Annotated in this window: 24 protein-coding genes; 9 read left to right on the forward strand and 15 right to left on the reverse strand. The window is 45.8% G+C overall.

Annotated elements, in window-relative coordinates; translation table 11 throughout:
- Window positions 1-78: 78 nt before the first annotated feature.
- Genes AS194_RS05250 through AS194_RS05260 form a run of 3 tightly spaced genes read left to right on the forward strand, consistent with a single transcriptional unit; the run spans window position 79 to window position 2,664 of the window.
- Complete coding sequence (locus AS194_RS05250; protein ID WP_058024421.1) at window positions 79-1,371, forward strand: XdhC family protein; 1,293 nt, start codon at window positions 79-81, stop codon at window positions 1,369-1,371.
- Window positions 1,368-2,078 (forward strand): nucleotidyltransferase family protein, encoded by a 711-nt coding sequence (locus AS194_RS05255; RefSeq protein ID WP_058024422.1) that lies wholly within the window; start codon window positions 1,368-1,370, stop codon window positions 2,076-2,078. The genes AS194_RS05250 and AS194_RS05255 overlap by 4 nt, the downstream gene beginning before the upstream one ends.
- A gap of 25 nt (window positions 2,079-2,103) precedes the next feature.
- Entirely contained in the window at window positions 2,104-2,664 is a 561-nt protein-coding gene (locus AS194_RS05260) for a GNAT family N-acetyltransferase (RefSeq protein ID WP_264753432.1), read from the forward strand.
- Window positions 2,665-2,679: 15 nt separating this feature from the next.
- On the opposite strand, the gene AS194_RS05265 is transcribed toward AS194_RS05260, so the two are convergent.
- From AS194_RS05265 to AS194_RS05290, 6 genes are all read right to left on the reverse strand, one after another.
- Window positions 2,680-3,348 (reverse strand): class I SAM-dependent methyltransferase, encoded by a 669-nt coding sequence (locus tag AS194_RS05265; RefSeq protein ID WP_058024424.1) that lies wholly within the window; start codon window positions 3,346-3,348, stop codon window positions 2,680-2,682.
- 376 nt (window positions 3,349-3,724) lie between these two features.
- The gene (locus AS194_RS05270) at window positions 3,725-4,339 is read right to left on the reverse strand and encodes a hypothetical protein (RefSeq protein WP_058024425.1); all 615 of its coding nucleotides are present in this window, start codon (window positions 4,337-4,339) and stop codon (window positions 3,725-3,727) included.
- Between the two features lie 66 nt (window positions 4,340-4,405).
- Window positions 4,406-5,035, reverse strand: coding sequence for a hypothetical protein (locus tag AS194_RS05275; protein ID WP_058024426.1), 630 nt, complete (start codon window positions 5,033-5,035; stop codon window positions 4,406-4,408).
- Between the two features lie 99 nt (window positions 5,036-5,134).
- The gene (locus AS194_RS05280) at window positions 5,135-5,884 is read right to left on the reverse strand and encodes a PhnD/SsuA/transferrin family substrate-binding protein (protein ID WP_058024427.1); all 750 of its coding nucleotides are present in this window, start codon (window positions 5,882-5,884) and stop codon (window positions 5,135-5,137) included.
- A gap of 3 nt (window positions 5,885-5,887) precedes the next feature.
- On the reverse strand, window positions 5,888-6,382 hold the full coding sequence (locus AS194_RS05285; protein WP_058024428.1) for a PAS domain-containing protein: 495 nt from the start codon (window positions 6,380-6,382) through the stop codon (window positions 5,888-5,890).
- An 83-nt stretch (window positions 6,383-6,465) separates the two neighbouring features.
- Window positions 6,466-6,828 carry a roadblock/LC7 domain-containing protein gene (locus AS194_RS05290; RefSeq protein ID WP_010201036.1) on the reverse strand — a complete coding sequence of 121 codons (363 nt, stop codon included), beginning with the start codon at window positions 6,826-6,828 and terminating at the stop codon, window positions 6,466-6,468.
- Between the two features lie 624 nt (window positions 6,829-7,452).
- Here AS194_RS05290 and gdhA point away from each other — a divergent pair.
- Window positions 7,453-8,799, forward strand: a complete 1,347-nt coding sequence (gene gdhA, locus AS194_RS05295; RefSeq protein WP_058024429.1) for an NADP-specific glutamate dehydrogenase — start codon at window positions 7,453-7,455, stop codon at window positions 8,797-8,799.
- Between the two features lie 114 nt (window positions 8,800-8,913).
- On the opposite strand, the gene hutI is transcribed toward gdhA, so the two are convergent.
- From hutI to hutU, 5 genes are all read right to left on the reverse strand, one after another.
- Window positions 8,914-10,239, reverse strand: a complete 1,326-nt coding sequence (gene hutI, locus AS194_RS05300) for an imidazolonepropionase (RefSeq protein WP_058024430.1) — start codon at window positions 10,237-10,239, stop codon at window positions 8,914-8,916.
- A 57-nt stretch (window positions 10,240-10,296) separates the two neighbouring features.
- Window positions 10,297-11,328: a formimidoylglutamase gene (gene hutG, locus AS194_RS05305; RefSeq protein ID WP_058024443.1), complete on the reverse strand. Its 1,032-nt coding sequence runs from the start codon at window positions 11,326-11,328 to the stop codon at window positions 10,297-10,299.
- A 42-nt stretch (window positions 11,329-11,370) separates the two neighbouring features.
- Window positions 11,371-12,933: a histidine ammonia-lyase gene (hutH, locus tag AS194_RS05310; RefSeq protein WP_058024431.1), complete on the reverse strand. Its 1,563-nt coding sequence runs from the start codon at window positions 12,931-12,933 to the stop codon at window positions 11,371-11,373.
- A 121-nt stretch (window positions 12,934-13,054) separates the two neighbouring features.
- Window positions 13,055-14,419: a YjiH family protein gene (locus AS194_RS05315; protein WP_083499605.1), complete on the reverse strand. Its 1,365-nt coding sequence runs from the start codon at window positions 14,417-14,419 to the stop codon at window positions 13,055-13,057.
- 71 nt (window positions 14,420-14,490) lie between these two features.
- Window positions 14,491-16,203: a urocanate hydratase gene (hutU, locus tag AS194_RS05320; protein ID WP_058024432.1), complete on the reverse strand. Its 1,713-nt coding sequence runs from the start codon at window positions 16,201-16,203 to the stop codon at window positions 14,491-14,493.
- A gap of 292 nt (window positions 16,204-16,495) precedes the next feature.
- Between hutU and AS194_RS05325 the strand changes: the two genes are divergently transcribed.
- The 5 genes from AS194_RS05325 to AS194_RS05345 all read left to right on the forward strand — a co-directional run bounded on the left by AS194_RS05325 (window position 16,496) and on the right by AS194_RS05345 (window position 20,809).
- Window positions 16,496-17,248, forward strand: coding sequence for a UTRA domain-containing protein (locus tag AS194_RS05325; protein WP_058024433.1), 753 nt, complete (start codon window positions 16,496-16,498; stop codon window positions 17,246-17,248).
- Window positions 17,249-17,590: 342 nt separating this feature from the next.
- Window positions 17,591-18,427 carry an amino acid ABC transporter substrate-binding protein gene (locus AS194_RS05330; RefSeq protein WP_058024434.1) on the forward strand — a complete coding sequence of 279 codons (837 nt, stop codon included), beginning with the start codon at window positions 17,591-17,593 and terminating at the stop codon, window positions 18,425-18,427.
- A 53-nt stretch (window positions 18,428-18,480) separates the two neighbouring features.
- Window positions 18,481-19,164 (forward strand): amino acid ABC transporter permease, encoded by a 684-nt coding sequence (locus AS194_RS05335; protein ID WP_200960325.1) that lies wholly within the window; start codon window positions 18,481-18,483, stop codon window positions 19,162-19,164.
- Window positions 19,165-19,240: 76 nt separating this feature from the next.
- Window positions 19,241-19,984: an amino acid ABC transporter ATP-binding protein gene (locus tag AS194_RS05340; protein WP_058024436.1), complete on the forward strand. Its 744-nt coding sequence runs from the start codon at window positions 19,241-19,243 to the stop codon at window positions 19,982-19,984.
- Window positions 19,985-20,296: 312 nt separating this feature from the next.
- Window positions 20,297-20,809, forward strand: a complete 513-nt coding sequence (locus tag AS194_RS05345; RefSeq protein WP_152978606.1) for a hypothetical protein — start codon at window positions 20,297-20,299, stop codon at window positions 20,807-20,809.
- A gap of 133 nt (window positions 20,810-20,942) precedes the next feature.
- Here the strand turns inward: AS194_RS05345 and AS194_RS05350 are convergent, their stop codons facing one another.
- From AS194_RS05350 to AS194_RS05365, 4 genes are all read right to left on the reverse strand, one after another.
- Entirely contained in the window at window positions 20,943-21,896 is a 954-nt protein-coding gene (locus tag AS194_RS05350) for a DMT family transporter (protein WP_058024438.1), read from the reverse strand.
- Window positions 21,897-22,118: 222 nt separating this feature from the next.
- Window positions 22,119-22,766 (reverse strand): anthranilate synthase component II, encoded by a 648-nt coding sequence (locus AS194_RS05355; RefSeq protein ID WP_058024439.1) that lies wholly within the window; start codon window positions 22,764-22,766, stop codon window positions 22,119-22,121.
- A gap of 33 nt (window positions 22,767-22,799) precedes the next feature.
- The gene (locus AS194_RS05360) at window positions 22,800-24,218 is read right to left on the reverse strand and encodes an anthranilate synthase component I family protein (RefSeq protein WP_058024440.1); all 1,419 of its coding nucleotides are present in this window, start codon (window positions 24,216-24,218) and stop codon (window positions 22,800-22,802) included.
- A gap of 87 nt (window positions 24,219-24,305) precedes the next feature.
- Window positions 24,306-24,581, reverse strand: a complete 276-nt coding sequence (locus AS194_RS05365) for a Trp family transcriptional regulator (protein WP_058024441.1) — start codon at window positions 24,579-24,581, stop codon at window positions 24,306-24,308.
- Window positions 24,582-24,817: the final 236 nt, after the last annotated feature.

Raw genomic sequence — 24,817 nt, forward strand, 5'->3', positions numbered from 1 at the left:
TTGTAACTGAGTCGGTAGTATATTTTATTACTAGCAAAAAATTCACTAACAAAAAACAATTATTAAATAAGAGGCATTATGAATCAAGTCGCTGACATTCTGAAGCTAGCAAGCGAGGCTCAGCAGCAAGGTGTTGATGCTGTATTGGCCACTGTCGTTCATACAGAAGGCTCAGCGTATCGCCGTGCTGGTGCCATGATGCTCATCTGTGAAGATGGTCGTTCGGTCGGAATGATCAGCGGTGGCTGCTTGGAGCCTCACATCATCAAACGTGCCTTTTGGCTCACGCGTGACGGTGCCAATGTTCAGGTTTATCAGACAGGTGATGACATTGAGTACGCTGATAATGGTCAAGCGCAGGTAGCGATCAACAAAGAAGCTGGCGATACAGACGATCTAGACGACTTGGATGGCCTGGATGACATGGACTTTGATGAGTTGAATTTTGGGCTTGGCTGTAATGGACGTGTGCATGTGCTGTTTGAGCGTCTGGCAACAGCCGCACCATTTTTAGAGTCAGTTCGTCAGGTGCGACGTCATCAGCAGCCAGTTATGGTCGCTACTTTGATTCGCAACAACGGTTGTCAGAATACCGAGTTGCAAGTTGGCCTGCGTATCAATCTAGACGAATATCACAATTCGGAAAATTTACCAAAACAAGAGATAATAAACCCTTCGAATATAATTGCCGATATTGTAGAAAAGTTAGCAGAGTACAAGCTGTCTGAGAGCAATACTGAATACGTGACCATGAAAACGGACGAGGCAACCACCGAGTGGCTCGTACAACGCCTGCAACCACAAGTGCGTTTATTAATTTGTGGCGCAGGTAATGATGTGATGCCATTGGTGACCATGGCCAAGCTACAAGATTGGCATGTCACGGTCATAGACAGTCGCGCGCAATATGCGACTCGTATGCGGTTTCCTCAGGCAGATGCAGTAATGTCATTATCTTTAGAGGATAGTGATACCCTGCTAAAGCTGAGTAATAACGCAGCGGTCGCTCTTATGTCACATAGTCTGACCCAAGACCGCGCTCGCTTGGCGATATTGCTAGCACATGCGCAAAATTATAGATACTTAGGACAGTTAGGGCCGCGCTATCGTACCGAACGCTTAATCAATGAGATAAGCGCTAACATGGATCATCCTGCTATCTTGGATACTGGCGTTCAAAAACTGCATTATCCGATTGGCTATAAGCTAGGAGGAGATGGTCCAGAGGCACTCGCACTGGGTATCATGGCACAGATAAATGCAGTCATGCATGATCAAACTGCATCAGTAGAAGGCTCTCACAGTAGGGTCTCGAATTTAGAAGCAAGCGTTGGTAATACGGATGCTGATATTGTGCCGATTACCGTATGAGTAGTATTGTCTTAGAAGACAAGAACAGACAGGTGCAAAATCATGCGGTCATCATGTTGGCAAGTGGCCTCAGTCAGCGCCTTGGCCAACCTAAGCAGCTGCTCGTTAAGAATGGCGAGTCACTGATCACTTATATGATTGGGCAGGCAGTGAGCACCAATCCGCAAGCCGTCATCGTTGTGATTCCTGATAAGCATCCTGCAATTGCTAGTGTAGTTACAGAGTTGGCTGTGCAATATCCAGCGGTTCAAGCGGTAGTAAACCCAAAACCTGAGACTGGTATGGCGGACAGTTTACGTTTGGGTATTGAGAGCATTGCGAGTCTTGGAAATTCGTCAATCGAGCGCGTGCTTATCATGGGAGTTGATCAGGTTCTATTAGCTGAGTCGCATTTAACGGCTTTGCTGGCTGGTGATCAGTCTGTGGTAGCCAGCAGTTATCATAGCTGGACGTATTCAGATGAATTAAGCGCTACAGAACCAAAAAATATCGTCGGCTTACCGCTAGTGATTGATACAGGTTTACTCAGACAATGGCAAACTGAATTGACAGGTGATAAAGGCTTGCGTCATTTAATCAGAGCATTACCGCCAAGCCAAATACATACAGTGATCAATAAGCAGCTCAGTTATGATATCGATACGCCAGCACAGCTAGCGTTTGCTCAAAAAAAAGGCTGGCTTGATCAGCACTCTGAACGAATATGAATAGTAAGCGACTGACATGACAAGCATGATAGAAACCAAGCGTCTCTACCTAAGACAGTGGCAAGCAAGTGATCTTGCGCTGTTTGCCGAGATGAATGCTGATCCTGAAGTGATGGCGTATTTTCCTAAACTATTAACCCCTGCATTGAGTAATACCATTGTCAATAAGTGTCAAAAATTAATTGAAGAACATGGCTGGGGATTTTGGGCGGTGGCTCGTAAAGATGGCGCAGATAAAAGCGATGATTTTATCGGTATGGTTGGGTTAAATAACGTTCATTCTGATATGCCCTTTGCCCCTGCTGTCGAGATCGCTTGGCGTTTGCACAGGGATTATTGGGGTCTAGGGTATGCGACCGAGGCCGCACTGGCTGCTTTGCGCTATGCTTTTGAAGTTTTAGAACTTAGCGAGGTTGTTGCCTTTACTGCCGTTATCAATAAGCGCTCGCAAAAGCTTATGCAGCGTCTTGGTATGACTGATACGCAGGACAACTTCTCTCATCCAATGCTCGATGCTGAGCATCGACTGGCTGAGCATGTCCTGTATAAAATCACGCGTCAGCAGTGGCAAGCCCTTATAGTATAACGGACTCTATTTATATTATACGGCCGATCTTGAAAACGTCAAAATATGCCCTTTAAAAGGTAACGCTAGATAAGTCGTATTTTCAGGTTTGACGTGCTGACTGCTAAAGCCAAACTCAATCATCTTATTGGTAAGCTTGTTTTTGCGACCGCGACCAGGGTCAACGACGATGACTTCACAAGTTGGCAGCGCATGACGTTCGATAAACTCAGCCAATATCCCAATATGTTGGTCTTCGTAGAGCAGATCGCTACCGATAATAATATCAAACTTGCCAAGGTGGCTGTTATCCTCTGCCCAATCCAAACGCTCAAAGTTAATCTCTTTGTTATTATTTAGCGTGGTATTTCTATCAAGGAAATACTCAACGGTCGGATGATAGTCGGTCGCTGTGATGTCAGCATGTCTATGATTGAGCAGCAAACTTGATAGCGCCATGCCGCAGCCCACTTCCAATATCCGTTTGTCCTTAATATCATATTCCAGCATATGATTGGCTAATACCAAGCTTGACGGCCAGATTACCCCAAACATCGGCCAAGAAGCGGAGCAAATACCCAAGTTTAATGCCTCATCATCGGGGTCACTAAATTGTTGGTTGTCACGCAGGGTGCAGAGGTGAATGTCGGTGTTGCCAATTTCAATCGTTTGATAGCGCACGCGCACAGTGGTCAGCGAAGTCATAAACTGTCCTAAAAAATAAGCAAAAGTGCAAAGGTTGGCAAAGATTGCCACTGTCGATGAGGTAGGACGTTGGAATAGGGTGTCTAAATCTTAGAAATGGTAGAAAATGAGCGTTTGTAGAAGTTATTGTTTTAGAAAAGACTAGGCAGCGCCAAGAAAAGCGTCTTACAAGTGTGAGGAGAGTATGACCTAAATGATGACAAGTTATTGTTAATTCTGAAGGTATTGTTATTGCTGGATAAAAGGGCTGGTGAAAGCGGACGGTAAAAGAAGCGTATGAGAGATGTTGAATGGCTTTTATGCTGGCATGATAGGCTTGTCGTTTATTTTGACAAGCCCATACAAGAGAGGATTAAAGCTGGCGTGTGCTGCTGAATCAATTTAGAAATTTGAGTCCAGAGGTCTTAAGTGCCCAGACCAGCTCTACAAAGGCGCGACTGTTGGTCAAGGGTTCGCCATCGATGATGAGCACATAACCTGCGCCATCGATCCATAAAAACACAAAGCTGGTTTCAGGAATGAGCAAGTCGACTTGCTGAAAAAACGAGATAGCTTGGCTCTCGACTGCCCAGCCGCGCTGCTTTTGGCGCAGCATAAACCCTGAAAAGTCAGCGGCGGCAACACTGAGCATGTCCGCTTCTTCTTGACTATAACCAATCCGAGCCAAACAAAACCCTTCATCAGAGCCAATCGCCGCTCGGCGCTTACCAGACAGGCTTGCCACGACATAAGGCAAAAACTGATCCAATGGTAGATTGGGCGCTGGCAATAGCAAAGACAGTTTTTCGATCCAGCCATGCTCGATAAAGCTTTGTAACCACTCATCAGAATAACGCTGCAACCAATCGGCAGCGAGTAGTGTCTGCCCATAAGACAATAAATCTTGTAGCGCCAACTGCTCATCCGTCGGCTCATTCTGTGAAAACGCCTCAAAAATACCAGCAGGCGTTAAGGTTAGATAGGTCTTATCGGCATTCAAATAAGAAGACATAGGGCTACCTTAGCGATGAAAAAGTGGTAAAAAGTGATAGAAGTTAAGTTATAAACGCATGACAGTTTATGATGTCGTGGTAGGCTTGATGGTCTGATCCAAATGCTGTTGGCAGTTATCCCAGCGTTGATCAAATTGCCAATCACTTTTGCCCAAGCTAAACCATACTAAGGAAAATGCCAGACGATCGTTGCGCGCCGTACAGTAGGCAAAAAACTCATTTTCAATTTGCTCAATGGTGCCCCAGTCTTGGCTAGCACGTGCTTGCATCAACTCAGCGGTGATGTCTTTAGCGATTTCTTTGGCATCATCGCTACTGATGCGCAGTCGTTGTTTTTGCTCATTGAGCGACGGTGATACCAAAACGCTCCAGCGAGTGGCGAGCATACTGTTACGCTGAATGTATCTTTTTTTGTCAATACACTCGCGAAACCCTTGCTTGGCCTCAGGGGTCAAACGGTCTTTGATACGCGTAAACAAATTATTGACATCGTATGGAATGTCAAACCAGCACCCATAGAAAAAATCTGCTACCGCGCCCTGTAGGGGTTCTTTTTCGGTGAGTAATAAGGCGGCGTTGATGCGCTGCTCATGAAAATGACGGTTGTTGGGTGCCAAAAACACTTTGCGTGAATAAAACCGAAAGACTCGGTGCGCCACTTTCTCGTTTTCTTTGATCAGGTCTGAGTCAGACATAATGGTCTCCTTGTGTCATAGCCGTGACGACAACCAGCGCCTCAGGCTATGAGCTCATTCAGCAAAACAACCTCTGATAATATGAGTGTCAATGAGCCATCAATCCAGCAATGTCTGCATCAAATCAATCATAAATTCAGCATCCTCTTCACTCATTGCCTCAAACCCTTCAGACATACCAAGCTCAGTTAAGGCTTCTTTTCCATCATCATCGCTATGCAAATCCAGAATGGCTTCTATAAAAATTTGCGCATCTGGAAAGTCGTCTTTGATGAGAAGGACGTGGCTTATGTCTGCCAGATCACTTTCAATCAATACTGAGAGCTGAGCTTTGGTCAAGCGTGAGAAGCTGTGAAAAATCTCCGCCAAGAAGAAAGCCGCTTGGGCATCGCCTTTGATGACTTTGCGAGCAGCTGCTTGATAGGTCTCAGTGATATCCCAGTTGAGGTCAGATTCTTCTATATCGACAGCTTCGAGCAAACGCAAACCGATCAGCTTGACGTCTCGATTGTCTGCCATCGCAACGGTTGCGCCTTTATGGATATCTTCTAAGTGATTGATGTCGCTATTGGCCGCCGCGGCAATGACCATCTCATCAGATTTGCCAATGGGACGAGCAACTGCACGGTAGCCTTGCTCACGGATGAGGGCAGCGGCATCAAAAGGGTTGGCGTAGATAATTTGAATATCACCTGCCTCAATCAAGGTCTCTTGCTCAGCATGTGAGGCTGGGATATTGAGGTGCATGTTTAGGTTGGCACGCTTTTGAATCAGCGTATTGAACATGTGCCAGCCAGCAAAGCGCTCAGGCGAAAAATCAGGGGCGATTAACATATTGTGTGTCGTCATGATTTAGCCTTCCTCATCTTGTTTCATTTGGGCGTACTGAGCCATTGCCGCTTCGATTTTGCTGCGTGATGGCTTACGGCGTACTGAAGTGTATCCTACAGTTTCGCCGCGGCGAACATTGGGCACGACCGTGGCATATACCCAGTAGTGACTGCCGTCTTTGCATAAATTTTTGACATAGCCATGCCATTTTTGTCCAGACTCAGCAGTATCCCACAGGTCTTTGTAAGCGGCTTTTGGCATATCAGGATGACGCAGAATATAGTGCTGTTGACCGATGAGCTCATCGACGTGATAGCCACTAATCTCGACAAAGGCGTCGTTGACGTGAGTGATAATACCGTCTAAATCGGTACGCGAGACAATGAGCTTACCATCTGGGTAGGGACGCTCTACACCTGTATCATAGACAGTCCGAGAGGTGCCATCATGATAGGTCAGGGTGATTTGCTCAGCAGGCAGGTCAGGCTTGTGTGCATCAGGGATTGGAGAACCCATGGTCATCTCCTTCGTTGGTCGTTATATTTATAATGAGTAAAATCGAGTACATAGGGCACTCGTCAAAAAGCCAAAGCCACCAATCAAATGAGTTTTGCTAGGGCTTCTGAGGCGCGCTTGATGTCCAAGAATATCAAACCAAGCTTGGCATTGGGTTTTGCCATAATGGTAAGGACCGCTTCATCGCCTGATGAGGTCATAATCACATAGCCTTTTTCGCCTTGAATCATGATGCGATCAATACTGCCGCGTGCCAATTCACGGCCTGCACGGTCGCCCAATGATAGCAGTGCTGCTGACATCGCACCCACGCGGTCTTCATCAACGCCAGTTGGTAGAGCTGAGGCAATCATCAGACCATCGTTAGAGATTAGGGCAGATGCTTCAACATCTGCTGATGAGCTGTTTAAGTCTTCCAATATCTGTTGAAATGAATCTGTACGCATATCGCTTTCTCTGTACTGGTGATTGGTTTTTTATTTATGAACTAATGAAGTTAGTCAAAAATAACCCTGTTTAAAAAATGGTATTATAAATCCTTACTGATAATATTGATATATATTTGCCCAATTAAAAGTAAATTTTTTTGGACTTTTTTGCCTTTTGTCATCAAATCATTACCCTTTATCTTTATTTTTTCGAGGAAAATGGTGGTTTTTTATTATGTCTAATCGATGAGCGGTTGAATACCTAGCAAAATCCTTGGTATTTTTTTTCAATAGAGATATTCTTTGTAACTATAGATTAATGTCCACCATTGCTATCAAACGGAGCCGCTGGAATTTAGCTAATAAAAATCGCTTATAGATTCTTATGATGAAGATATTTACTAGACTTATAAGTCTCAAAAATGATATACAGTCATGAGGGGATAAATGTTGACACTTCTAAATGCGTTATAAAAATACAAATTGAGTCAGCTTTTTTGATCCTATCAGTCTCTATACATAATCTTGTATAGGGGCGATTTCAGTTTTACATCAACGTTTATAGTCCTTTCGTTTACTCAATATGTTGTAGCGTCGATGTAAATAATTACTATCACCAGTTTTATCCTAAGGAAGAAATACATGAGCATCAGTGAAGCCATCCAAAAAGTCGAAGCACGTTATGCCCATCAGCCCGAATTCATTCAAGCAGTAAAAGAGGTGGCAATTACGATTCAACCTTTATACGATGCGCATCCTGAATATAGTACGTTAAAGGTATTCGAGCGTTTGGTAGAGCCTGATCGGGTATTTGGCTTTCGTATCAATTGGGAAGATGATCAAGGCGTGGTACAAGTCAATCGTGGTTGGCGTGTGCAGTTTTGCAATGCTCTAGGCCCTTACAAAGGCGGTCTTAGATTCCATCCTACCGTCAATCAATCCGTATTGAAGTTCTTAGGCTTTGAGCAAATCTTTAAGAATGCCTTAACTGGCTTGCCTATTGGTGGCGGTAAAGGTGGGTCAGATTTTGATCCTAAAGGTAAAACAGACAGTGAGATACGTCGTTTTTGCTATGCCTTTATGCGTGAGCTACATCATTACGTGAGCAAAGACATGGATGTGCCTGCTGGTGACATCGGCGTCGGTGGTCGAGAAGTTAGCTATATGTTTGCGATGTATAAGAATTTAACGCGTGAATCAACAGGGGTTATCACTGGCAAAGGCGTGGGCTTTGGTGGCAGCTTGATGCGTACAGAGGCGACTGGCTACGGTGCAGTCTACTTCTTAGAAAATATGCTCATCGCTCAGAACGATAAGCTTCAAGGCAAAAAGGTGCTGATATCAGGAGCAGGTAATGTCTCATTACATGCTGCCGAAAAAGTGAATACGCTAGGTGGTATGGCAATAACTGTCTCTGATTCACAAGGGACGTTGCATGATGAAAATGGTCTCAATCAAGAAAAAATTGATTGGCTCAAAAAACAAAAGCAGCAAAACAAGCCTTTAGCAGAGTATGTTGATGTTTATGGTGGCGAGTGGCTTGCCAAACAGAAACCGTGGCAGTTTGAAGCTGATATTGCGATTCCATGCGCTACTCAAAATGAAGTCAATGAAGCTGATGCCAAATTGTTGGTCGAAAATGGCGTGAAGTATGTGGTGGAAGGCGCTAATATGCCACTCACTGCGGAAGCAATTGATTATATCCGTTTGCACCGTGTTCATTATGCACCTGGTAAAGCTGCTAATGCGGGCGGGGTAGCAGTATCTGCGCTTGAAATGTCGCAAAACTCTGTCCGTCAATATCAAACCTTTGAGCAAGTCGATGAGCGTCTAAAAGGTATTATGAAAGATATCCACGACAGTGCTGCGAATGCTTCAGAACAATATGGTCAAACTGACAATGGTTATGTCGATTATATGGCTGGTGCCAATATGGTTGGCTTCAAACGTGTGGCTGATGCGTTGGTCGCTTTTGGTATTTTGAACTAGTCTTACTTATAAGTGGTAAACAAGCCTTAGTGGTTGGTTAATATGGACAAATAGCAAAGCCCCAATCATTGAATGGTTGGGGCTTTTTAATTGAGATAAACAAAGGTAGATTGATTATATTGTGTCGCGCCATTGACCTTGAAACATAGTGCCTGCAATAGGGTTCAGTCCCATCTGATAGGCCAAGTCAGCAGGACGAGCGATATCCCATAGTGCTAAATCAGCATCACAGCCCACTTCTATTTTGCCTTTATTAGATAGACCCAAAGCCTTGGCTGCATAAACGGTTGATCCTGCCAATACTTCTTCAGGAGTAAGGTAAAACAGCGTACAGCCCATATTCATTGCCAACAACAGCGATGTTAAAGGTGAGGTACCAGGGTTACAATCGGTTGAAATCGCCATCGGGACGCGATGCTTGCGCAGTGCCTCAATCGGTGGCAGCTTGGTATCACGTAAGGTATAAAATGCACCCGGCAATATCACGGCAACCGTGTTGCTAGCAGCCATTTTCTCTATGTCAGTTTCTGATAAATGTTCTAAATGGTCGCTAGATAGCCCTTTGTATTCGGCAACTAAAGCGCTACCACCAATATCAGATAATTGCTCAGCGTGTAGTTTGACTGGTAGATCCAAGGAGCGTGCAACCTCAAAAACGCGTCTAATCTGATCGCTACTAAACGCAATGTTTTCACAAAAACCATCCACCGCATCGACTAAGCCTTCTGCATGCAGGATTGGTAGCCACTCACAGACTTGCTCGATATAGTCGTCGGTACGGTCTTGCAAGTGAGACTTATATTCAGGTGGTAGCGCATGTGCTGCAAGATACGTGGTGCTGACGTGGATGTCGTATTTTTCGCCAAGCTGGCGCGCGACGGTGAGCATTTTGCGCTCAGTGTCTAAGTCGAGACCATAACCTGACTTGATTTCGATGCTGGTGACGCCTTCTTTCATTAGCGCGACTAGACGTTTTTCACTTTGGGAAAATAGCGATTCAATACTGGCGGCGCGGGTGGCACTAACGGTCGCGACAATACCGCCGCCTTGTGCTGCGATGTCTTGGTAACTGGCCCCTTGCAAACGCGCTTCGAATTCATTGCTGCGGTTGCCACCGTAGACAATGTGCGTATGACAATCGATAAGCCCAGGCGTTAGCCATTTGCCATCGGCGTCTGTAACCTGCTTGTCTTTATAATGTGGCAGATGCGTCGTGATTTGCTCTTGTGCCCCAATCCATGCAATCTTGCCGTCTTTAATACCGATAGCCGCGTTCTCTAACTGACCATATGGGATACTACGAGCGTCTTCATTCTTATTATTATTAAAACCATAGTGCGCTGAAAACGTCGCAATATTGGCATTGATAATGAGTTGATCAAACGATGTCATAGTAGATTTGTCGAGCGTCTGCTCTTTAAAATTTTCTGATTCATTCATAGTATGCTCCTAATAATTGGGAGGCGAGTAACCTGTTAAGACCTTTTTTTGTAAGAGCTAGCTGACAAGTAAGTGCTGTTCTACAATCGTTGCCAGCAGTCGAGCAGCGACTTTGCAGCTACGACTATCCACATCAAAGGTCGGGTTGATTTCAGCAATATCTGCCATTTTTACTTTGCCTGATGACACAATCAGCTTGACCATACGCTCAACAAAACCAAGCTCAATACCAAAAGCAGCAGGCGCACTGACACCCGGAACGACACTAGAGGGGAGACAGTCCATATCAATAGTGAGATAAATAATATCAACCTGATCTATGAAGCTTTTGACCTGCTCGGCAATGGTGTCCCAAGGTTGATAATGACAGTCTTCATCACTAATAACCTGTACACCCAGTTGCTCAGCGCGATCAAAGAGCGCTGCCGTATTAGAAAAGCGACTGACGCCAATACAGCAATAATGAAAGGGCTGATCGTGTGCGTCAAGATGCTCGGCAATCTGGCGAAACGGTGTACCAGAAGTCGCCACATCAGACTGACGAATATCAAGATGGGCATCGAAATTAATAATCCCGATAGTAGGCGCTGTGTTTGTGCTGATAGTTGTATCGTTTGCCTTTTCTAAGGCCTGCCATAATCCCAAAAAGCTACCATAAGCAATGGCATGACCACCGCCAAGCCCGATGGGTAATCCACCTTGCTTGACGATAGTGCTCACTGCATCGGCATATTTGATTTGAGCTTGCTCAAGAATACTGTCGGCAAAGCCATCATTATCATCACAATGAATGTCGCCAGCATCACCCAATAAGGTTGATAATTGGCTATCAAAACGTTGTTGCAAATCAGCGATGACTGGCAGCGTAGCAAAAGCTCGACGAATCAATGGCGGTGCAGCTCTAGCACCCACGCGGCCTTGATTGCGTCTGACGCCTTGATCACAGGCAAAGCCAATTAGCCCAATATGTTGAGCCTCATAAGGCTGAGCAAGCTGATACCAATAACGGGCGCGTGCAGTCTCAAACGGCTCTGTGCGTCCTGTCCATTGGGGCATATCAGCAGGTATATGGCTAATGGGTGTGGTCATGTTTGTGACTGCCATCATTGCTCTCCTTTTAACAATTAACCGTTACTTAGACTCGTACCAGTCGCTACGTAGTTCTTGCCAGTGCTGAGCAAGTGTACCGTCTAATACTAACTGCTTGGCCGCTTCGATATCAGGGGCGAGGTAGCGATCTTTATCATAGAACGTCACTTTCTCACGTAGTTTTTGATGTGCCACAGTCAACGGCTCTGATGTCTCGAGTCCGCGATGAAAATCAATACCTTGACCAGCAGCCAGTAGCTCAATACCTATGATAGTCGCAGTGTTTTGCGCCATCTCATATAGGCGGCGTGCGCAATAGGTAGCCATTGAGACATGATCTTCTTGGTTGGCAGAAGTCGGGATGCTATCGACGCTACCAGGATGGGCGATAGATTTGTTTTCTGAAGCCAGTGCTGCTGCGGTTACATGAGCAATCATAAAGCCTGAGTTTACCCCAGCGTTATCGACTAGGAATGGTGGCAGACCACCTGACAAAGTTGCATCGATCAGCAAAGCGACACGGCGCTCAGACATCGAGCCAATCTCAGCGATTGCCAATGCTAAAATATCCGCGGCAAAAGCGACTGGCTCAGCATGGAAGTTACCACCTGATATGGCGACCGGACCATCTTCATTATTAAAGATAAGCGGATTGTCTGTTACCGCATTAGATTCGATTAGCAGCGTTTTCCCTGCTTGGTTGATGATATCAAGACAGGCACCCATGACCTGTGGCTGACAGCGTAAGCAATAAGGGTCTTGAACGCGATCATCTTGTTCGCCATCGTGCGAAGCACGGATAGCACTGCCTTTGATCAATTGACGGTGTGCTTTGGCGATCTCTATTTGACCATGATGACCGCGTACTTCGTGAATACGCGCATCAAATGGTGAATCTGAGCCTTTGGCGGCATCAATTGACAGTGAGCCGACGATAGTAGCTGTCTCAAGTAAATCACGCGCTAAGAAATAACCACGTAATGCTAGCGCAGTTGAGACTTGCGTACCGTTGATAAGCGCAAGGCCTTCTTTGGCTGCCAATGTGATTGGCTCAAGTCCATGCTTTGCTAGGGCATCAGCAGCTGACACTTTTTTACCAGCGACAAACACATCACCTTCGCCCATCATCGCAAGTGTCATATGTGATAGTGGCGCTAAGTCACCAGAGGCACCAACTGAGCCTTTGGCTGGGATATTTGGGGTGATTTGATTGTTGATTAAACCAAGCAAGCTATCAACCACCTCGCGACGTACGCCAGACACACCTTGTGCTAGGCTGGCGACTTTCATCACCATAATCAGGCGCACCACGCCCTCTGGTAGCGCGTCACCCGTACCTACCGAGTGAGAAATGATCAGGTTGCGCTGTAGCAGCTCAAGTTGATCATCACTGATACGTGTCTTGGCAAGCAGACCAAAGCCGGTATTAATGCCGTAGGCGCTCTTATCACGCTCAATAATGGTTTTGACATTGTTATGCGAGGCGTCAATATCCGCGTAAGCACTCTCAGGCAAGCTCAATACCACGGGCTGATCGTAGATGTCGCGTAGCATCTTAAAGCTAAGCTGGCGCGGGTGTAGGGTTAGTTGTTTGATATTATTCATGGGGGTAATCCTAGGGTTGTAAGCGGTGTTAATGGTATTATTTTTAAGGCAAATCGTTGTGAGGTTAAGCTGTTTGGGCGCTTTTAGATCATTTAATATATCTTATTTGATATCATTTTTATCAACCAATCCAGTTCATATACAGCGCCAATTGTCCAAACGCTGCGGCTAGCAAAATACTAAGAACCACGCGCTCAAACCAAATAATGACCATTTTAGCAACAGAGACTGGGATTTCGGTTGCAAGGACACAAGGAATCATGGCGGAGAAAAACAGCACGCTACTAATGGAGATGACCCCTGCGACATAGCGCGTCAGTACATCTGCGTCACTCAGTAGTAGTGCTGGCAAGAACATCTCAGCCAATCCTGCTGACATTCCTTTGGCAGCGACTAGAGGGTCTGGTAGGCCGCCAAGCCATGTGAACGGATAAAGCAGCAAGCCTAACGCATCGAACACGGGCGTATATTTTGCTAATAGTAATCCGGTCAGACCAACAGCGATGATAGAAGGCACAATAGCCGCTGCCATCGTCAGACCATCACGAAAATTAGACCATAAGATTTGTTTGAGGTCAGTTGCTTGACGGGAAGTGGACAAACCCAAATCAAATGCTGCGGCTAGTCGTTTACCTCTTGCGTGATCGAGGGTTGGACGCTCCACCTTATCATCAAACAGACTGATGGGCGGAATCCGAGCAGTAATCGCAGTGACAATAAAAGTAATCACTAGCGTTGACCAAAAAAAGAGGTTCCAAAACTCCATGATACCAAGCGTTTTGGCAACAATTACCATAAATGCGGCCGATACCGTCGAAAAGCCAGTGGCGATAATGACGGCTTCACGCGCTGAATATTGTTTTTGCAGGTACACACGATTGGTAATAAGCAGACCGATAGAGTAGCTACCGACAAAGGAAGCAACGGCATCAATCGCTGATGATCCCGGCGTTTTCCAAATGGGTTTCATAATGGGTTGCATCAGCACACCAACCATCTCAAGCAGCCCAAAGCCCACCAAAAAGGCTAAAATCAGCGCACCAATGGGTACAATCATTCCGACGGGTAGTGCCAGTTTTTCAAATAAAAACGGCAGCATATCGGCTTCCATCATGAAGGCAGGCGCAGCGCCAGCAACATACATCACCGCCAATATTAGACCGATCACTTTAAAAGTGGTCATAATCATGTGAGTGATATTCTTACGCCACGAGCCGTCTATAAATGGTTTACTCACGCCGTAGAGCATGAGTAAAAACAATAGCGTGACAGATAAAGTATGCTGCTGCGTCACCAAGTAGGTCGCGCCATGATCGAACAATATCGTGCTTTTTTCACCAATGGTAAACGGCACAAAGAACATCACCAGACCGATAGCACTAAAGACAATCAGCTGTATCAGTGCCACAGGCTTTGATAGCAGTTTTTTTGACGATGTCGTTGCATGGTCATCATGCAGATCAGAGGTGGTGTCTTGTTCAATCATATTATCCTCCTTGATAAATAGGCGATTATGTCCTTATGCCTAGCTACAAGCTCATAAGGACAGAGGGCAAATTATTTGATCATCGGTAGCTTTAAACCATAGTCTTTTGCGGTTTTGATCGCCAACTCATAACCAGCATCGGCATGACGCATAACGCCTGAGCCGCAGTCATTGACCAATACGCGTGCCAAGCGTTTGGCTGCGGCATCTGTACCGTCTGCGACAATGACCATGCCTGAATGCTGCGAGTAGCCCATGCCGACACCGCCGCCATGATGTAGTGATACCCACGTCGCGCCGCCTGCCACGTTTAGCATGCCGTTTAATAGTGCCCAGTCAGATACCGCGTCTGAGCCGTCTTTCATGCTCTCGGTTTCGCGGTTGGGGCTGGCAACAGAGCCTGTATCCAAGTGGTCGCGCCCAATCACGATTGGGCCTTTTAGCTCACCGTTTTTGACCATTTCATTAAATGCCAAACCTGCTTTGTCACGCTCGCCCAGACCTAACCAGCAGATACGTGCAGGCAAACCTTGGAATTGAATACGCTCTTTTGCCATATCGAGCCAGCGGTGGACGTGGGTGTTTTCTGGGAACAGCTCTTTGATTTTTTGATCAGTCTTATAAATGTCTTCTGGATCACCTGATAGCGCTACCCAGCGGAATGGGCCTTTGCCTTGGCAGAACAGCGGACGAATATAGGCAGGGACAAAACCTGGGAAATTAAAGGCATCCTCAACCCCTTCATCGAACGCCACCTGACGGATATTATTACCGTAATCGGTCGCTGGGATATTCATCGCTTGCAAATCCAAAATCGCTTGGACGTGTACCGCACAAGACTCAGCAGCGGCTTTGGTCAATGCTGCATGCTGCTCTGGATCTTCTTGAGTGGCCTTCCATTCTTCGACCGTCCAGCCGCTTGGCAGATAACCATTGATCAGGTCATGCGCTGAGGTTTGATCGGTCACCAAATCAGGTTTGATGTCTCCTTCACGAGCGCGCTTAACGATTTCAGGTAAAATGTCGGCGGCATTGCCCAATAGTGCGATAGAGATCGCCTCGCCTGCTTTGGTATGCTGCTCAATCAACTCATAAGCATGGTCGAGATCGCGCGCTTGCTTATCGACATAACCCGTGCGCAAACGGAAATCGATACTAGACTGCTGACATTCGATGTTCAATGAGGTTGCGCCTGCAAAGGTTGCGGCTAGTGGCTGCGCGCCGCCCATACCGCCAAGACCCGCGGTCAGAATCCAACGACCTGCCCAGCTACCATCATAATGCTGACGACCCGCTTCAACAAAAGTCTCATACGTACCTTGGACAATACCTTGGGTGCCGATATAAATCCAGCTACCTGCGGTCATCTGTCCATACATAAACAAGTCTTTGCGATCGAGCTCATTGAAGTGCTCCCATGTCGCCCAGCGTGGTACTAGGTTAGAGTTGGCAATCAGTACGCGCGGTGCGTTCTCATGAGTTTGAAACACGCCCACAGGCTTGCCTGATTGTACGAGTAAGGTTTCGTCATCTTCTAATTCTTTGAGCGACTCTAGGATTTGATCATAGCTTTCCCAATTGCGGGCAGCGCGTCCGATACCGCCATATACCACAAGACTTTTTGGGTTTTCTGCTACATCAGGATGTAGGTTGTTTTGCAGCATGCGATACGGCGCTTCGGTCAGCCAGCTTTTGCAATGTAGTGTGCTGCCTGTGGGCGCAGCGATATCGCGAGACTCATCACGGCGGGTAAGTTTATTGTTGGTTCCGTTTTCAGTAGTCATGGTCATATCCTTGTGGTAACTCATAGGGCGATAAAATAATCAGAGTAAATGTTTTATAGGCAGTCTATAAAGGCATCGAAATATAGAGTAGCTAGATCAAGATTTTTAGACTTGCTATAAGTTGTATATACAAATTATCAAAGATACTTTTTTCATGCAAGGATTTTTGATAAAAATTAGAATTAATGAAAAAAAGAGCATAACTGATAGAGTGATATGAATAAAAGTTCGCATGATTGTCGTGATATTATGGCGCTACTCTTATTAGCGGAACTGACGGTTTAAAACAAATATGACAAAAACGATTCCGGCGTATCAGCGGATTAAAAATGCGATATTAGACAATATTCACTCTGGCAAATGGCAAGCGGGCAGTGCGATCTCTACAGAAATGGCACTGGCGACAGAGTTTGGTGTCTCACGGATGACGGTGAATCGCGCGCTCAAAGAGCTAAGCGAAGAGCGTGTATTGGAGCGGCGTCAAGGCTCAGGAACCTTTGTCGCGCAGCAGCAATTCAACCATACCTTTGTAGAAGTGCGTAATATCGCAGAGGATCTCAAATCTGCCAATCGCGATTATGAAGCAAAAGTGGTGAGTAAGCGCGCGGTCACAGCCTCGCTGCTCGATGATGAGCTACGCCGCAAGTTTGGTATTGAAGAGACGACCAATACGCCCGATACAACGCTAGATAACCGCAGTGATACGCCCGTTTTATATGAGGTAAAAATCATTCACGTTGCAGATGGTCAGCCTATACAATTCGAAGAGCGCTGGGTCGATGCCAAAAAAGTGCCTGAGTTTATTGAGCAAAACTTTACTGTGGTTAATACCAGTGATTATTTGGTTGCCAAAATACCGCTAGAGAGTGGCAGCTACACCATACGTGCGCTAGCGGCACCAAACGAGGTGGCAGATGCGTTGCAGATTGCGCCGCAGTCACCAACGCTTGTATTGCGTCGCCAGACTTATTCAGCCGGTCAGGTCGTCACTTTTGTGAAGATGTGGCATGCCGGTGATCGCTATCAATTCTCCGGTGAGCTGTAGTCGTCCATTAATGACAGTCGTTACCTGACGTATGCTCACGGAGTTTGTACGCTTTTTTATCTAAAGTAAGATATTATATTTATGAGCGGCGATTGTTCCAGTAGCAACTATGAACGTCTGATCGGCTGCCTATTGAATAATCATACGCTATAAAAGTTCAAAAATAATAGGGAAGCCGCATTGAAAAATATGCTGAGCATCCTCAAATCGAGCAGCCAAAGCCGAATGTTGCAGGGCGATTATTATATTGCCCTCTTGTATCGGTTTTTCCCTATTTATTAGCGCTAACTGTTTTCATGTAAACCCTTTTATCTCATTCATCTACTTTTATAAGGACGTCTTATGAAACGTCGTACTTTTTTAGCCCTTGCTGCTAGTACTGTGTTACTTGCCGCTTGTGGTCAGTCTAATACTAATGAAGCTGACACTACTACCACTGACACTGCGTCAACAGGCGGTTCTGATTTGCTGCAACGTATCAATAACGGCGGCACGATTAACGTCGGTACAGAGGGTACATATCCTCCGTTCACATATCATGATGAGAGCGGCAAGCTGACAGGGTATGACGTCGAAGTGACTCGCGCAGTCGCGGACAAACTGGGCGTTGATGTTGAGTTTAAAGAGACTCAGTGGGATGCTATGCTGGCAGGCTTGGACTCAAAACGCTTCGATATGGTGGCCAACCAAGTCAGCTTAACGACGCCTGAGCGTCAAGCCAAATATGACAAATCTATGGCTTATAGCTGGTCAGGCGCGGTTGCATTGGCACCGACTGATGACAACCGTTATAGCTCTTGGGATAACTTAAAGGGTTTACGTACGGCTCAATCACTCAGCAGTAACTACGGTGAGCTGGCAGAAAAATACGGCGCAGAGATTGTCCCTGTTGATGGTATGGCACAAGCGATTCAATTGGTCAAGCAAAACCGCGCTGACTTTACAATGAATGACAATCTAGCCGTGCTTGATTATCTCAAAAAATTCCCAGATTCTGATCTTGAGATCAAACTGACAGCCCCACCAAGTGAACAAACAGGCTCAGGTCTCGTGCTTATCAAAGGCAACGATGAAGTGGTGGCAAAATTGGATGAAGCAATGGCTGCACTCGCCGCTGATGGTACACTCACCAAGCTTAGCGAAGAGTTCTTTGGTGCTGATGTAAGTCAGCAGAAGTAATGTTGGCTTCTATCACATCTGTGCTCGCTGACTTATTGGCATTATTGCCATTTATGAGCCCTGATCGGGCGCAGATCGTCATCTCGTCGTTTTGGCCAATGCTCAAAGGCGGTATCTATTATTCGATACCGCTGGCGCTGATATCGTTTTCTATCGGTATGGCCATTGCCTTGACCGTTGCTTTGATTCGAATCGTACCGCGTACTGGTTGGTTCCATGAGATTATTTATCGCTTGGCCCGTATCTATGTATCCGCGATTCGTGGTACACCGATGCTGGTGCAGCTATTTATTATCTTTTATGGCTTACCAAGTGTGGGCGTCAAGCTCGATCCGCTCCCCTCAGCGATCATTGCATTCTCGCTCAATATCGGTGCGTATGCATCAGAGACGGTGCGTGCCTCGATTTTGTCGATTCCGAAAGGGCAGTGGGAAGCGGGTTCAACCGTTGGCTTGACGTATTTGCAGACTTTCCGTCATGTGATTTTGCCGCAAGCACTGCGCGTGTCAGTGCCGCCATTGTCTAATACCTTTATCAGTCTAGTAAAAGATACTTCACTTGCTTCATTGGTATTGGTCACTGAGCTGTTTAAACAAGCGCAGATCATTACGGCCCGTAACTATGAATTCATGCTGGTGTATACCGAAGCGGCGATTATTTATTGGGGTATTTGTTTATTCTTGACCTTTATCCAAGGCAAGCTTGAAACCAGATTAGACCGTTACGTGGCAAAGTAAGTCATAGCCGAGCTGCTTGACAAGAGCGCTTAGCAACAGACCATCGTACATATAGACCAGTACAATAGGAATTTTTATGATCAAAGTCACTAATATTCATAAAGCCTTTGGTGGCAATCAGGTACTTAAAGGCATCGACTTGACCATTAATAAAGGTAAAGTGGTCGTCATATTAGGACCTTCAGGCTCGGGTAAAACCACTTTTCTACGTTGTCTTAATGCACTGGAGATTCCTGATAAAGGTGTCATTGCGTTTGATGATGACAGCTTAAAAGTTGACTTTGCGACTAAGCCAAGCAAAAAAACGCTGCTCGCTTTGCAGCGTAAATCTGGCATGGTGTTTCAGTCTTATAATTTGTTCCCGCATAAGACAGCCATTGAAAACTTGATGCTTGGGCCTACGGTGGTGCAAGGTAAAAACAAGGCTGAGATGCGTAAAGACGCGCTGGTATTGCTTGAAAAAGTCGGACTGGCAGACAAAGCTGAGCTGTACCCGTTCCAGCTATCTGGTGGTCAGCAGCAGCGTATTGGGATTGCTCGTGCGCTCGCGATTGAGCCTTCATTGTTATTGTTTGATGAGCCAACGTCTGCACTTGATCCAGAGCTGGTACAAGATGTCCTTGAGACGATGAAGCAGTTGGCGTCAGAAGGCTGGACGATGGTCGTGGTCACTCACGAAATCAACTTTGCCCGTGACGTTGCCGATCATGTGGTCTTGATCGAAGACGGCGTTGTCGTCGAAGAGGGCAGCGCTAAGCAGTTATTTGAAGACTCAACGCATCCGCGTACGCAAGCGTTTTTGCAGCGTATTGAACAGTAAGCCGTTGATATCGTTACAATATGTTCAGTTAGAAAGAAGCCCATTGAGGGCTTTTTTTATATCTATAATTTGAGTTTAACGGTTTGGAATAAATTTTACACAGCCTCTGTCAGCGTAGATACAGCAAGCGAGAAAAATACCTTTTTTAAAAGCCAAGTCGGTAAGGTCAAGAATACATATACTCATACTTGATCTATTCTAAGCATCATAGCCACCTTAACAAAATAGTAATATATTAAAACTTTTTTTTATTTATATTGATGTTTTAATAAAGTTAAAAAAACTCTTAACCTATTGCTTAAAGGAGCTGGTTTGAATATTCGTAACGTATCAATTTTCTTTTGCGTTTTGTTGACTGCTTGTCAAGTTACAACCTCTCCTTCGAAAGACATGAAAGTAGCAAAGGACTATTCTCAAAGTACTATGCCTTTAGTTCATTACTCTTCTACTAGTGGTCAGGGTTTATTTTATACTTACCCTTTCAATTTTTCCGATCTCAATGAGAGTGAAATTTTACAAGGTGTAAATGTACAGCTTAAATACGAAAATGAATGTATTTATTTCCAGTATGGCCCACACAAAGCCGTACCGCTGCTACCATACGGGGTTTCGAGCTGGGATAAAAAGAATCAGACTTTAAAATATTTTAATGTCATTTACCAAGTAGGCGATACTATAAGCGCTGGAGGGACTCTAACTTCTAAAGATAATCCTAACGGCTATATTCTAAAAGGCTTAAAAACCACACCTTCAGATAAGTGCAACTTGGATAAGATCTTAGTTTTATTTGGATTGCCAGATGGAAGAGCGTTGCATGATAAATAGTTCTAATTCATAGATTATAAATGATCATTTTAATTTAACTTGAAGTTTATACCATTAATCAAGCCTATCTATTGCGTCGTTTTTTTAATCCAAATTTGGTTATCGCGCCCTGCCAGACAACTAAATAACAAGGCTAGACCGTTTGCCGTCTTTTAAGCCAACGAGGAACGCGCGTGGTCGTGCCATTAACCACTGCATTTAACAACGCCGCCAGTAAAATCAGCGTCACGCCCAGATATTGAATCCAAGACAAAGCTTGATGTAGCAGTATCATTGCCAGCGCAATCGCCGTCAACGGCTCAAAAATCGTAAACACAGATGCACGAGAGGCAGGCAATTTCTCCAGCGCTTTCATATACAGGCCAAAGGGCACAACCGTACCCAAGAGCGACAGCCCAAGCACATAACCCCAAGTCGATAATGGCAGGGTAAGTAGCTGCGTGTACGTCTGATACGTCTCAGGCAGTAGTAGCAGCCCGCATGCGCTAATCACCACGGAGGTAAAAAATACCAACGGGGCAGGGTGCGCGTCATGCATCGCGCGCTTACCGAGCACGCCGTATAAGGAGTAGCACATCCCTGATGCTAAGCCGAGCAAAATACCCCAATTGACCTCTGCTTGCTCACCCAGCATCGTCAGCCCAACCCCAAACACTGCCATGAATGCCAGCGCGATAGATTTGCGCGTGATGGACTCACTGAGCAAAAACTTTGAGAATAACAGGCTAAACACGGGTGCGGTATAAAGCAAAGCCACCGCAGGGCCCGCGCCAACATAACTGACAGCAAAAAAATAGCAGACGGACATCCCCAGTACACCAACTATCGACTGCATCGCCAAGCCAAACCACTGTCTGGCGCTCAGCTTCATCAGCTGTGGCCATAGGGTCGGTAACATGGCCAGCACAATCACTGCCGCCGTCACGATGCGTAATATTGTGACTTGCCAACCACTAAAGCCCATTTGATTGAGGTAGGTTGAGAATATCCCAAGTGTCCCCCAGCAGGTCGCTGCGGTGATGATTTGGACAATGCCTATCCATGACTGATGCGAGTGTATCGCCGCTGTACTGTCGATATTTGCCATAGTGGTTTCTTCTTACGATCTAAATGACATTGGGTTATTGCCAAAGCGCCTGTGATTTGAGGGCACCAAGCCGTATTGCAATAAGAAAAGACAACCGGTTCAAGGGCTGTCTTTTGTTTGTTCTTTTAGTCTATCATTAAAAGATTATAAACTGCTACTAGGGCGTGGTCTAAATTCAATCGACTATTATTTAAAATGGAAGACGTGGCTGGATAGTAGCATTTACACCTGCAATAAAAAATTACTCAGCAGTCGCTTAGCACCTTCAGTGGCAAAAGATTCAGGGTGAAATTGTACGCCTTGTATCGGATAGTCTTTGTGCTTTAGTCCCATAATCTCATCACCTGTCAGCGCTGACTCATCAAAGCTCAGATCAGCACGGCTCTCATTGGCAACTACTGAGGTAATCGTTAGGCAGCTTGGGATCGTATCGGCTTTGACCACCAGTGAATGATAGCGCATGATTTCAAGCTCTTGCGGCAAACCCTGATAGATACCCTTAGCATCATGGCGAATCGATGAGACCTTGCCATGCATCGGCACACTGGCACGTACCACATCGCCACCGAACACATGCGCGATACCTTGCATACCGAGGCATACGCCCAGTAGCGGCACAGTTTTGCCCAGTTTCTCGATGACCTCGCTACATATACCAAAGTAAGCGGGATCATCAGGGGAGCCAGGGCCAGGTGAAATGATGATTCTATCCAGATTCATCGCTTCTACCTCTGCGAGGGTAATCTCATTATTGCGCTTCACGGTGACGCTGGTTTCTTTATCATCGCTCAAGGTTTGCAGAATCTCGCCCACATATTGGTACAGATTGAAGGTAAACGAGTCGTAGTTATCGATAATTAAAACATTCATGGGTCATAAACTCTTTGATAAAAATAGGGGTAATTATGGTTGCATAAAGCTGTCTAATACGACTTTCATCGCCGACAGCTTACGCTGAATCTCTAGATACTCATCGGCTGGGTTTGAGTCATAGACATTGCCGCCGCACGTTTGCGCGTAGGCTGACTCGCCGCTGATAAACAGGCTACGAATTGGAATGGCAAAGATGCAATCGCCATTAAAATTAAATGAACCCAGCGCGCCGCCATAAGCACCGCGCCCATCGGGCTCCAGCTCGTTAATCACCTTAATAGCTTCTACCTTAGGAGCGCCTGATAACGTACCCGCGGGAAAGTTGCTGGCAAGGGCACTGAACATATCTTCGTCAGGGTGCAGGATGCCGACGATCTCAGAGGAGATATGCTGTACGTGCGAGAAGCGCTTGATGTCCATCAAACTACGCACTTTTACCGTGCCAAATCGCGCCACTCGGCCAATATCATTACGATGCAAGTCGACTAACATATTGTGCTCGGCAATTTCTTTATCATCGTTGAGTAGGGCGCGAGCAAGTTTGCGGTCTTCTGCCACATCGACGCCACGCTTGGCAGTACCTGCGAGTGGGTAAGTTTCCATCTCGCCTTGACGCAAACGAAACAGTAGCTCAGGGGAAGCACCAATGATGCACTGCTGAGCAAATTTCATAAAATACATGTGCGGCGAGGGGTTCACGGTACGCAATTTTTCGTAGATGGGCATTTTGTCGCCAGCAATACGATATTTGGACTTAAACCCAACCTCACACTGAAAGATACGACCAGAGATGATGTCTTCTTTGACTTGCATCACTACCTTGGCATGCTCCTCTTGACTCATACCATCGCCCAAAAATTCAACGGTGGGCGCTTCGTAGCTGGGAACTGGCTCATCAAGTAGGGCTTTGATTTGCTCGATACGATTATTCTGCTGAGCGGTTGGATAATAAAAGTAGAAAATCTCACCCGTCATTTTATCGAGCGTCAATCCATCTAAATAGACACCGAATTTGAACGGCTCAAAGTCTTCACTGGCTTTGGCTGTCAGGCTTGGCTCAAAAAAATTCACACAATCATAGCCCAAATAACCGACGAGACCGCCACTTTGATCACGGGCAATGACGTGCTGCGGCGTGATGGCGCGGAGCAATTGATAAGGATTGTCAGTTTGATAACGAGTCGTTTCAGCCGTTTTATTGTCCGTGATAGCGAGCGTATTACGGTCAATAGCAGCGATGGTGGTCACAGGATCAAAGCCGATGGCGTGATGGCGTGAGATATGACTGTCTTCGCCCAATGACTCGAGCAAATAACAGGTGTCAAAAGCGCTCTCGATACGTTTGAATAATGCAAAAAAATCGATATCTTGCGTGAGCTTGATACGTTGTGGTTTGCTCGGGATATCGATAGGTGCAGGTTGGGTATGTATGGGCGTACTAGCAGTCATAATAAATTCCAAAATGGTTCAAATATGTGTCAATCAACAATTAATAAAGTAATGAGGAAAAGGGTAAACGGTATTGGGATCGGTGGTTTAAGACCGTTCTCTATGAGTCGCAAGTAATGCACTCACATCATGGCTGTGCATGGCTCTAGCACCGCGAGAGACAGTCGCGATACCAACGCCTAGTTGCTCAGAGATGTCACGCTGCGTGATACCTCGATCAAGCAAGTCAAAGATACGAATGCGGTTAGCAATGTCGTGCTGCTCTTTATCCGTCAGCAGGGCACTGAGTAGCTTTTCAATCTCTGCGCTATCAGTACAGTTTGCCAGATGACTCAGTAAGCTGTGATAAGGGTCAGTACTCATAAATTATCGTCTTATAATCAGTCGTCTTAATCAAAAACAGTCAGGATAACCATGAAGCTCTCGGCTTGTATCAGCATTCTAGTACAGTAGTACAAGAAATACAAGTGATGAGCTAAGTTAATAACAGGCTGCTATAGAAGCGATGATTTTTAAGCTTTGTTTATATAGATTCAACTCGTGGTTAGCATCATATTCGATAGCATGTTTATAACCCCACTCTCAACTTCGAAAGTGAT

The organism is Psychrobacter piscatorii, from assembly GCF_001444505.1.
Classification (GTDB): domain Bacteria; phylum Pseudomonadota; class Gammaproteobacteria; order Pseudomonadales; family Moraxellaceae; genus Psychrobacter; species Psychrobacter piscatorii_B.

Coding starts and splice junctions, on each gene's coding strand:
- AS194_RS05250 (WP_058024421.1), top strand. CDS start 79: ATGAATCAAGTCGCTGACATTCTGAAGCTAGCAAGCGAGGCTCAGCAG.
- AS194_RS05255 (WP_058024422.1), top strand. CDS start 1,368: ATGAGTAGTATTGTCTTAGAAGACAAGAACAGACAGGTGCAAAATCAT.
- AS194_RS05260 (WP_264753432.1), top strand. CDS start 2,104: ATGATAGAAACCAAGCGTCTCTACCTAAGACAGTGGCAAGCAAGTGAT.
- AS194_RS05265 (WP_058024424.1), bottom strand. CDS start 3,348: ATGACTTCGCTGACCACTGTGCGCGTGCGCTATCAAACGATTGAAATT.
- AS194_RS05270 (WP_058024425.1), bottom strand. CDS start 4,339: ATGTCTTCTTATTTGAATGCCGATAAGACCTATCTAACCTTAACGCCT.
- AS194_RS05275 (WP_058024426.1), bottom strand. CDS start 5,035: ATGTCTGACTCAGACCTGATCAAAGAAAACGAGAAAGTGGCGCACCGA.
- AS194_RS05280 (WP_058024427.1), bottom strand. CDS start 5,884: ATGACGACACACAATATGTTAATCGCCCCTGATTTTTCGCCTGAGCGC.
- AS194_RS05285 (WP_058024428.1), bottom strand. CDS start 6,382: ATGGGTTCTCCAATCCCTGATGCACACAAGCCTGACCTGCCTGCTGAG.
- AS194_RS05290 (WP_010201036.1), bottom strand. CDS start 6,828: ATGCGTACAGATTCATTTCAACAGATATTGGAAGACTTAAACAGCTCA.
- gdhA (WP_058024429.1), top strand. CDS start 7,453: ATGAGCATCAGTGAAGCCATCCAAAAAGTCGAAGCACGTTATGCCCAT.
- hutI (WP_058024430.1), bottom strand. CDS start 10,239: ATGAATGAATCAGAAAATTTTAAAGAGCAGACGCTCGACAAATCTACT.
- hutG (WP_058024443.1), bottom strand. CDS start 11,328: ATGACCACACCCATTAGCCATATACCTGCTGATATGCCCCAATGGACA.
- hutH (WP_058024431.1), bottom strand. CDS start 12,933: ATGAATAATATCAAACAACTAACCCTACACCCGCGCCAGCTTAGCTTT.
- AS194_RS05315 (WP_083499605.1), bottom strand. CDS start 14,419: ATGATTGAACAAGACACCACCTCTGATCTGCATGATGACCATGCAACG.
- hutU (WP_058024432.1), bottom strand. CDS start 16,203: ATGACTACTGAAAACGGAACCAACAATAAACTTACCCGCCGTGATGAG.
- AS194_RS05325 (WP_058024433.1), top strand. CDS start 16,496: ATGACAAAAACGATTCCGGCGTATCAGCGGATTAAAAATGCGATATTA.
- AS194_RS05330 (WP_058024434.1), top strand. CDS start 17,591: ATGAAACGTCGTACTTTTTTAGCCCTTGCTGCTAGTACTGTGTTACTT.
- AS194_RS05335 (WP_200960325.1), top strand. CDS start 18,481: ATGAGCCCTGATCGGGCGCAGATCGTCATCTCGTCGTTTTGGCCAATG.
- AS194_RS05340 (WP_058024436.1), top strand. CDS start 19,241: ATGATCAAAGTCACTAATATTCATAAAGCCTTTGGTGGCAATCAGGTA.
- AS194_RS05350 (WP_058024438.1), bottom strand. CDS start 21,896: ATGGCAAATATCGACAGTACAGCGGCGATACACTCGCATCAGTCATGG.
- AS194_RS05355 (WP_058024439.1), bottom strand. CDS start 22,766: ATGAATGTTTTAATTATCGATAACTACGACTCGTTTACCTTCAATCTG.
- AS194_RS05360 (WP_058024440.1), bottom strand. CDS start 24,218: ATGACTGCTAGTACGCCCATACATACCCAACCTGCACCTATCGATATC.
- AS194_RS05365 (WP_058024441.1), bottom strand. CDS start 24,581: ATGAGTACTGACCCTTATCACAGCTTACTGAGTCATCTGGCAAACTGT.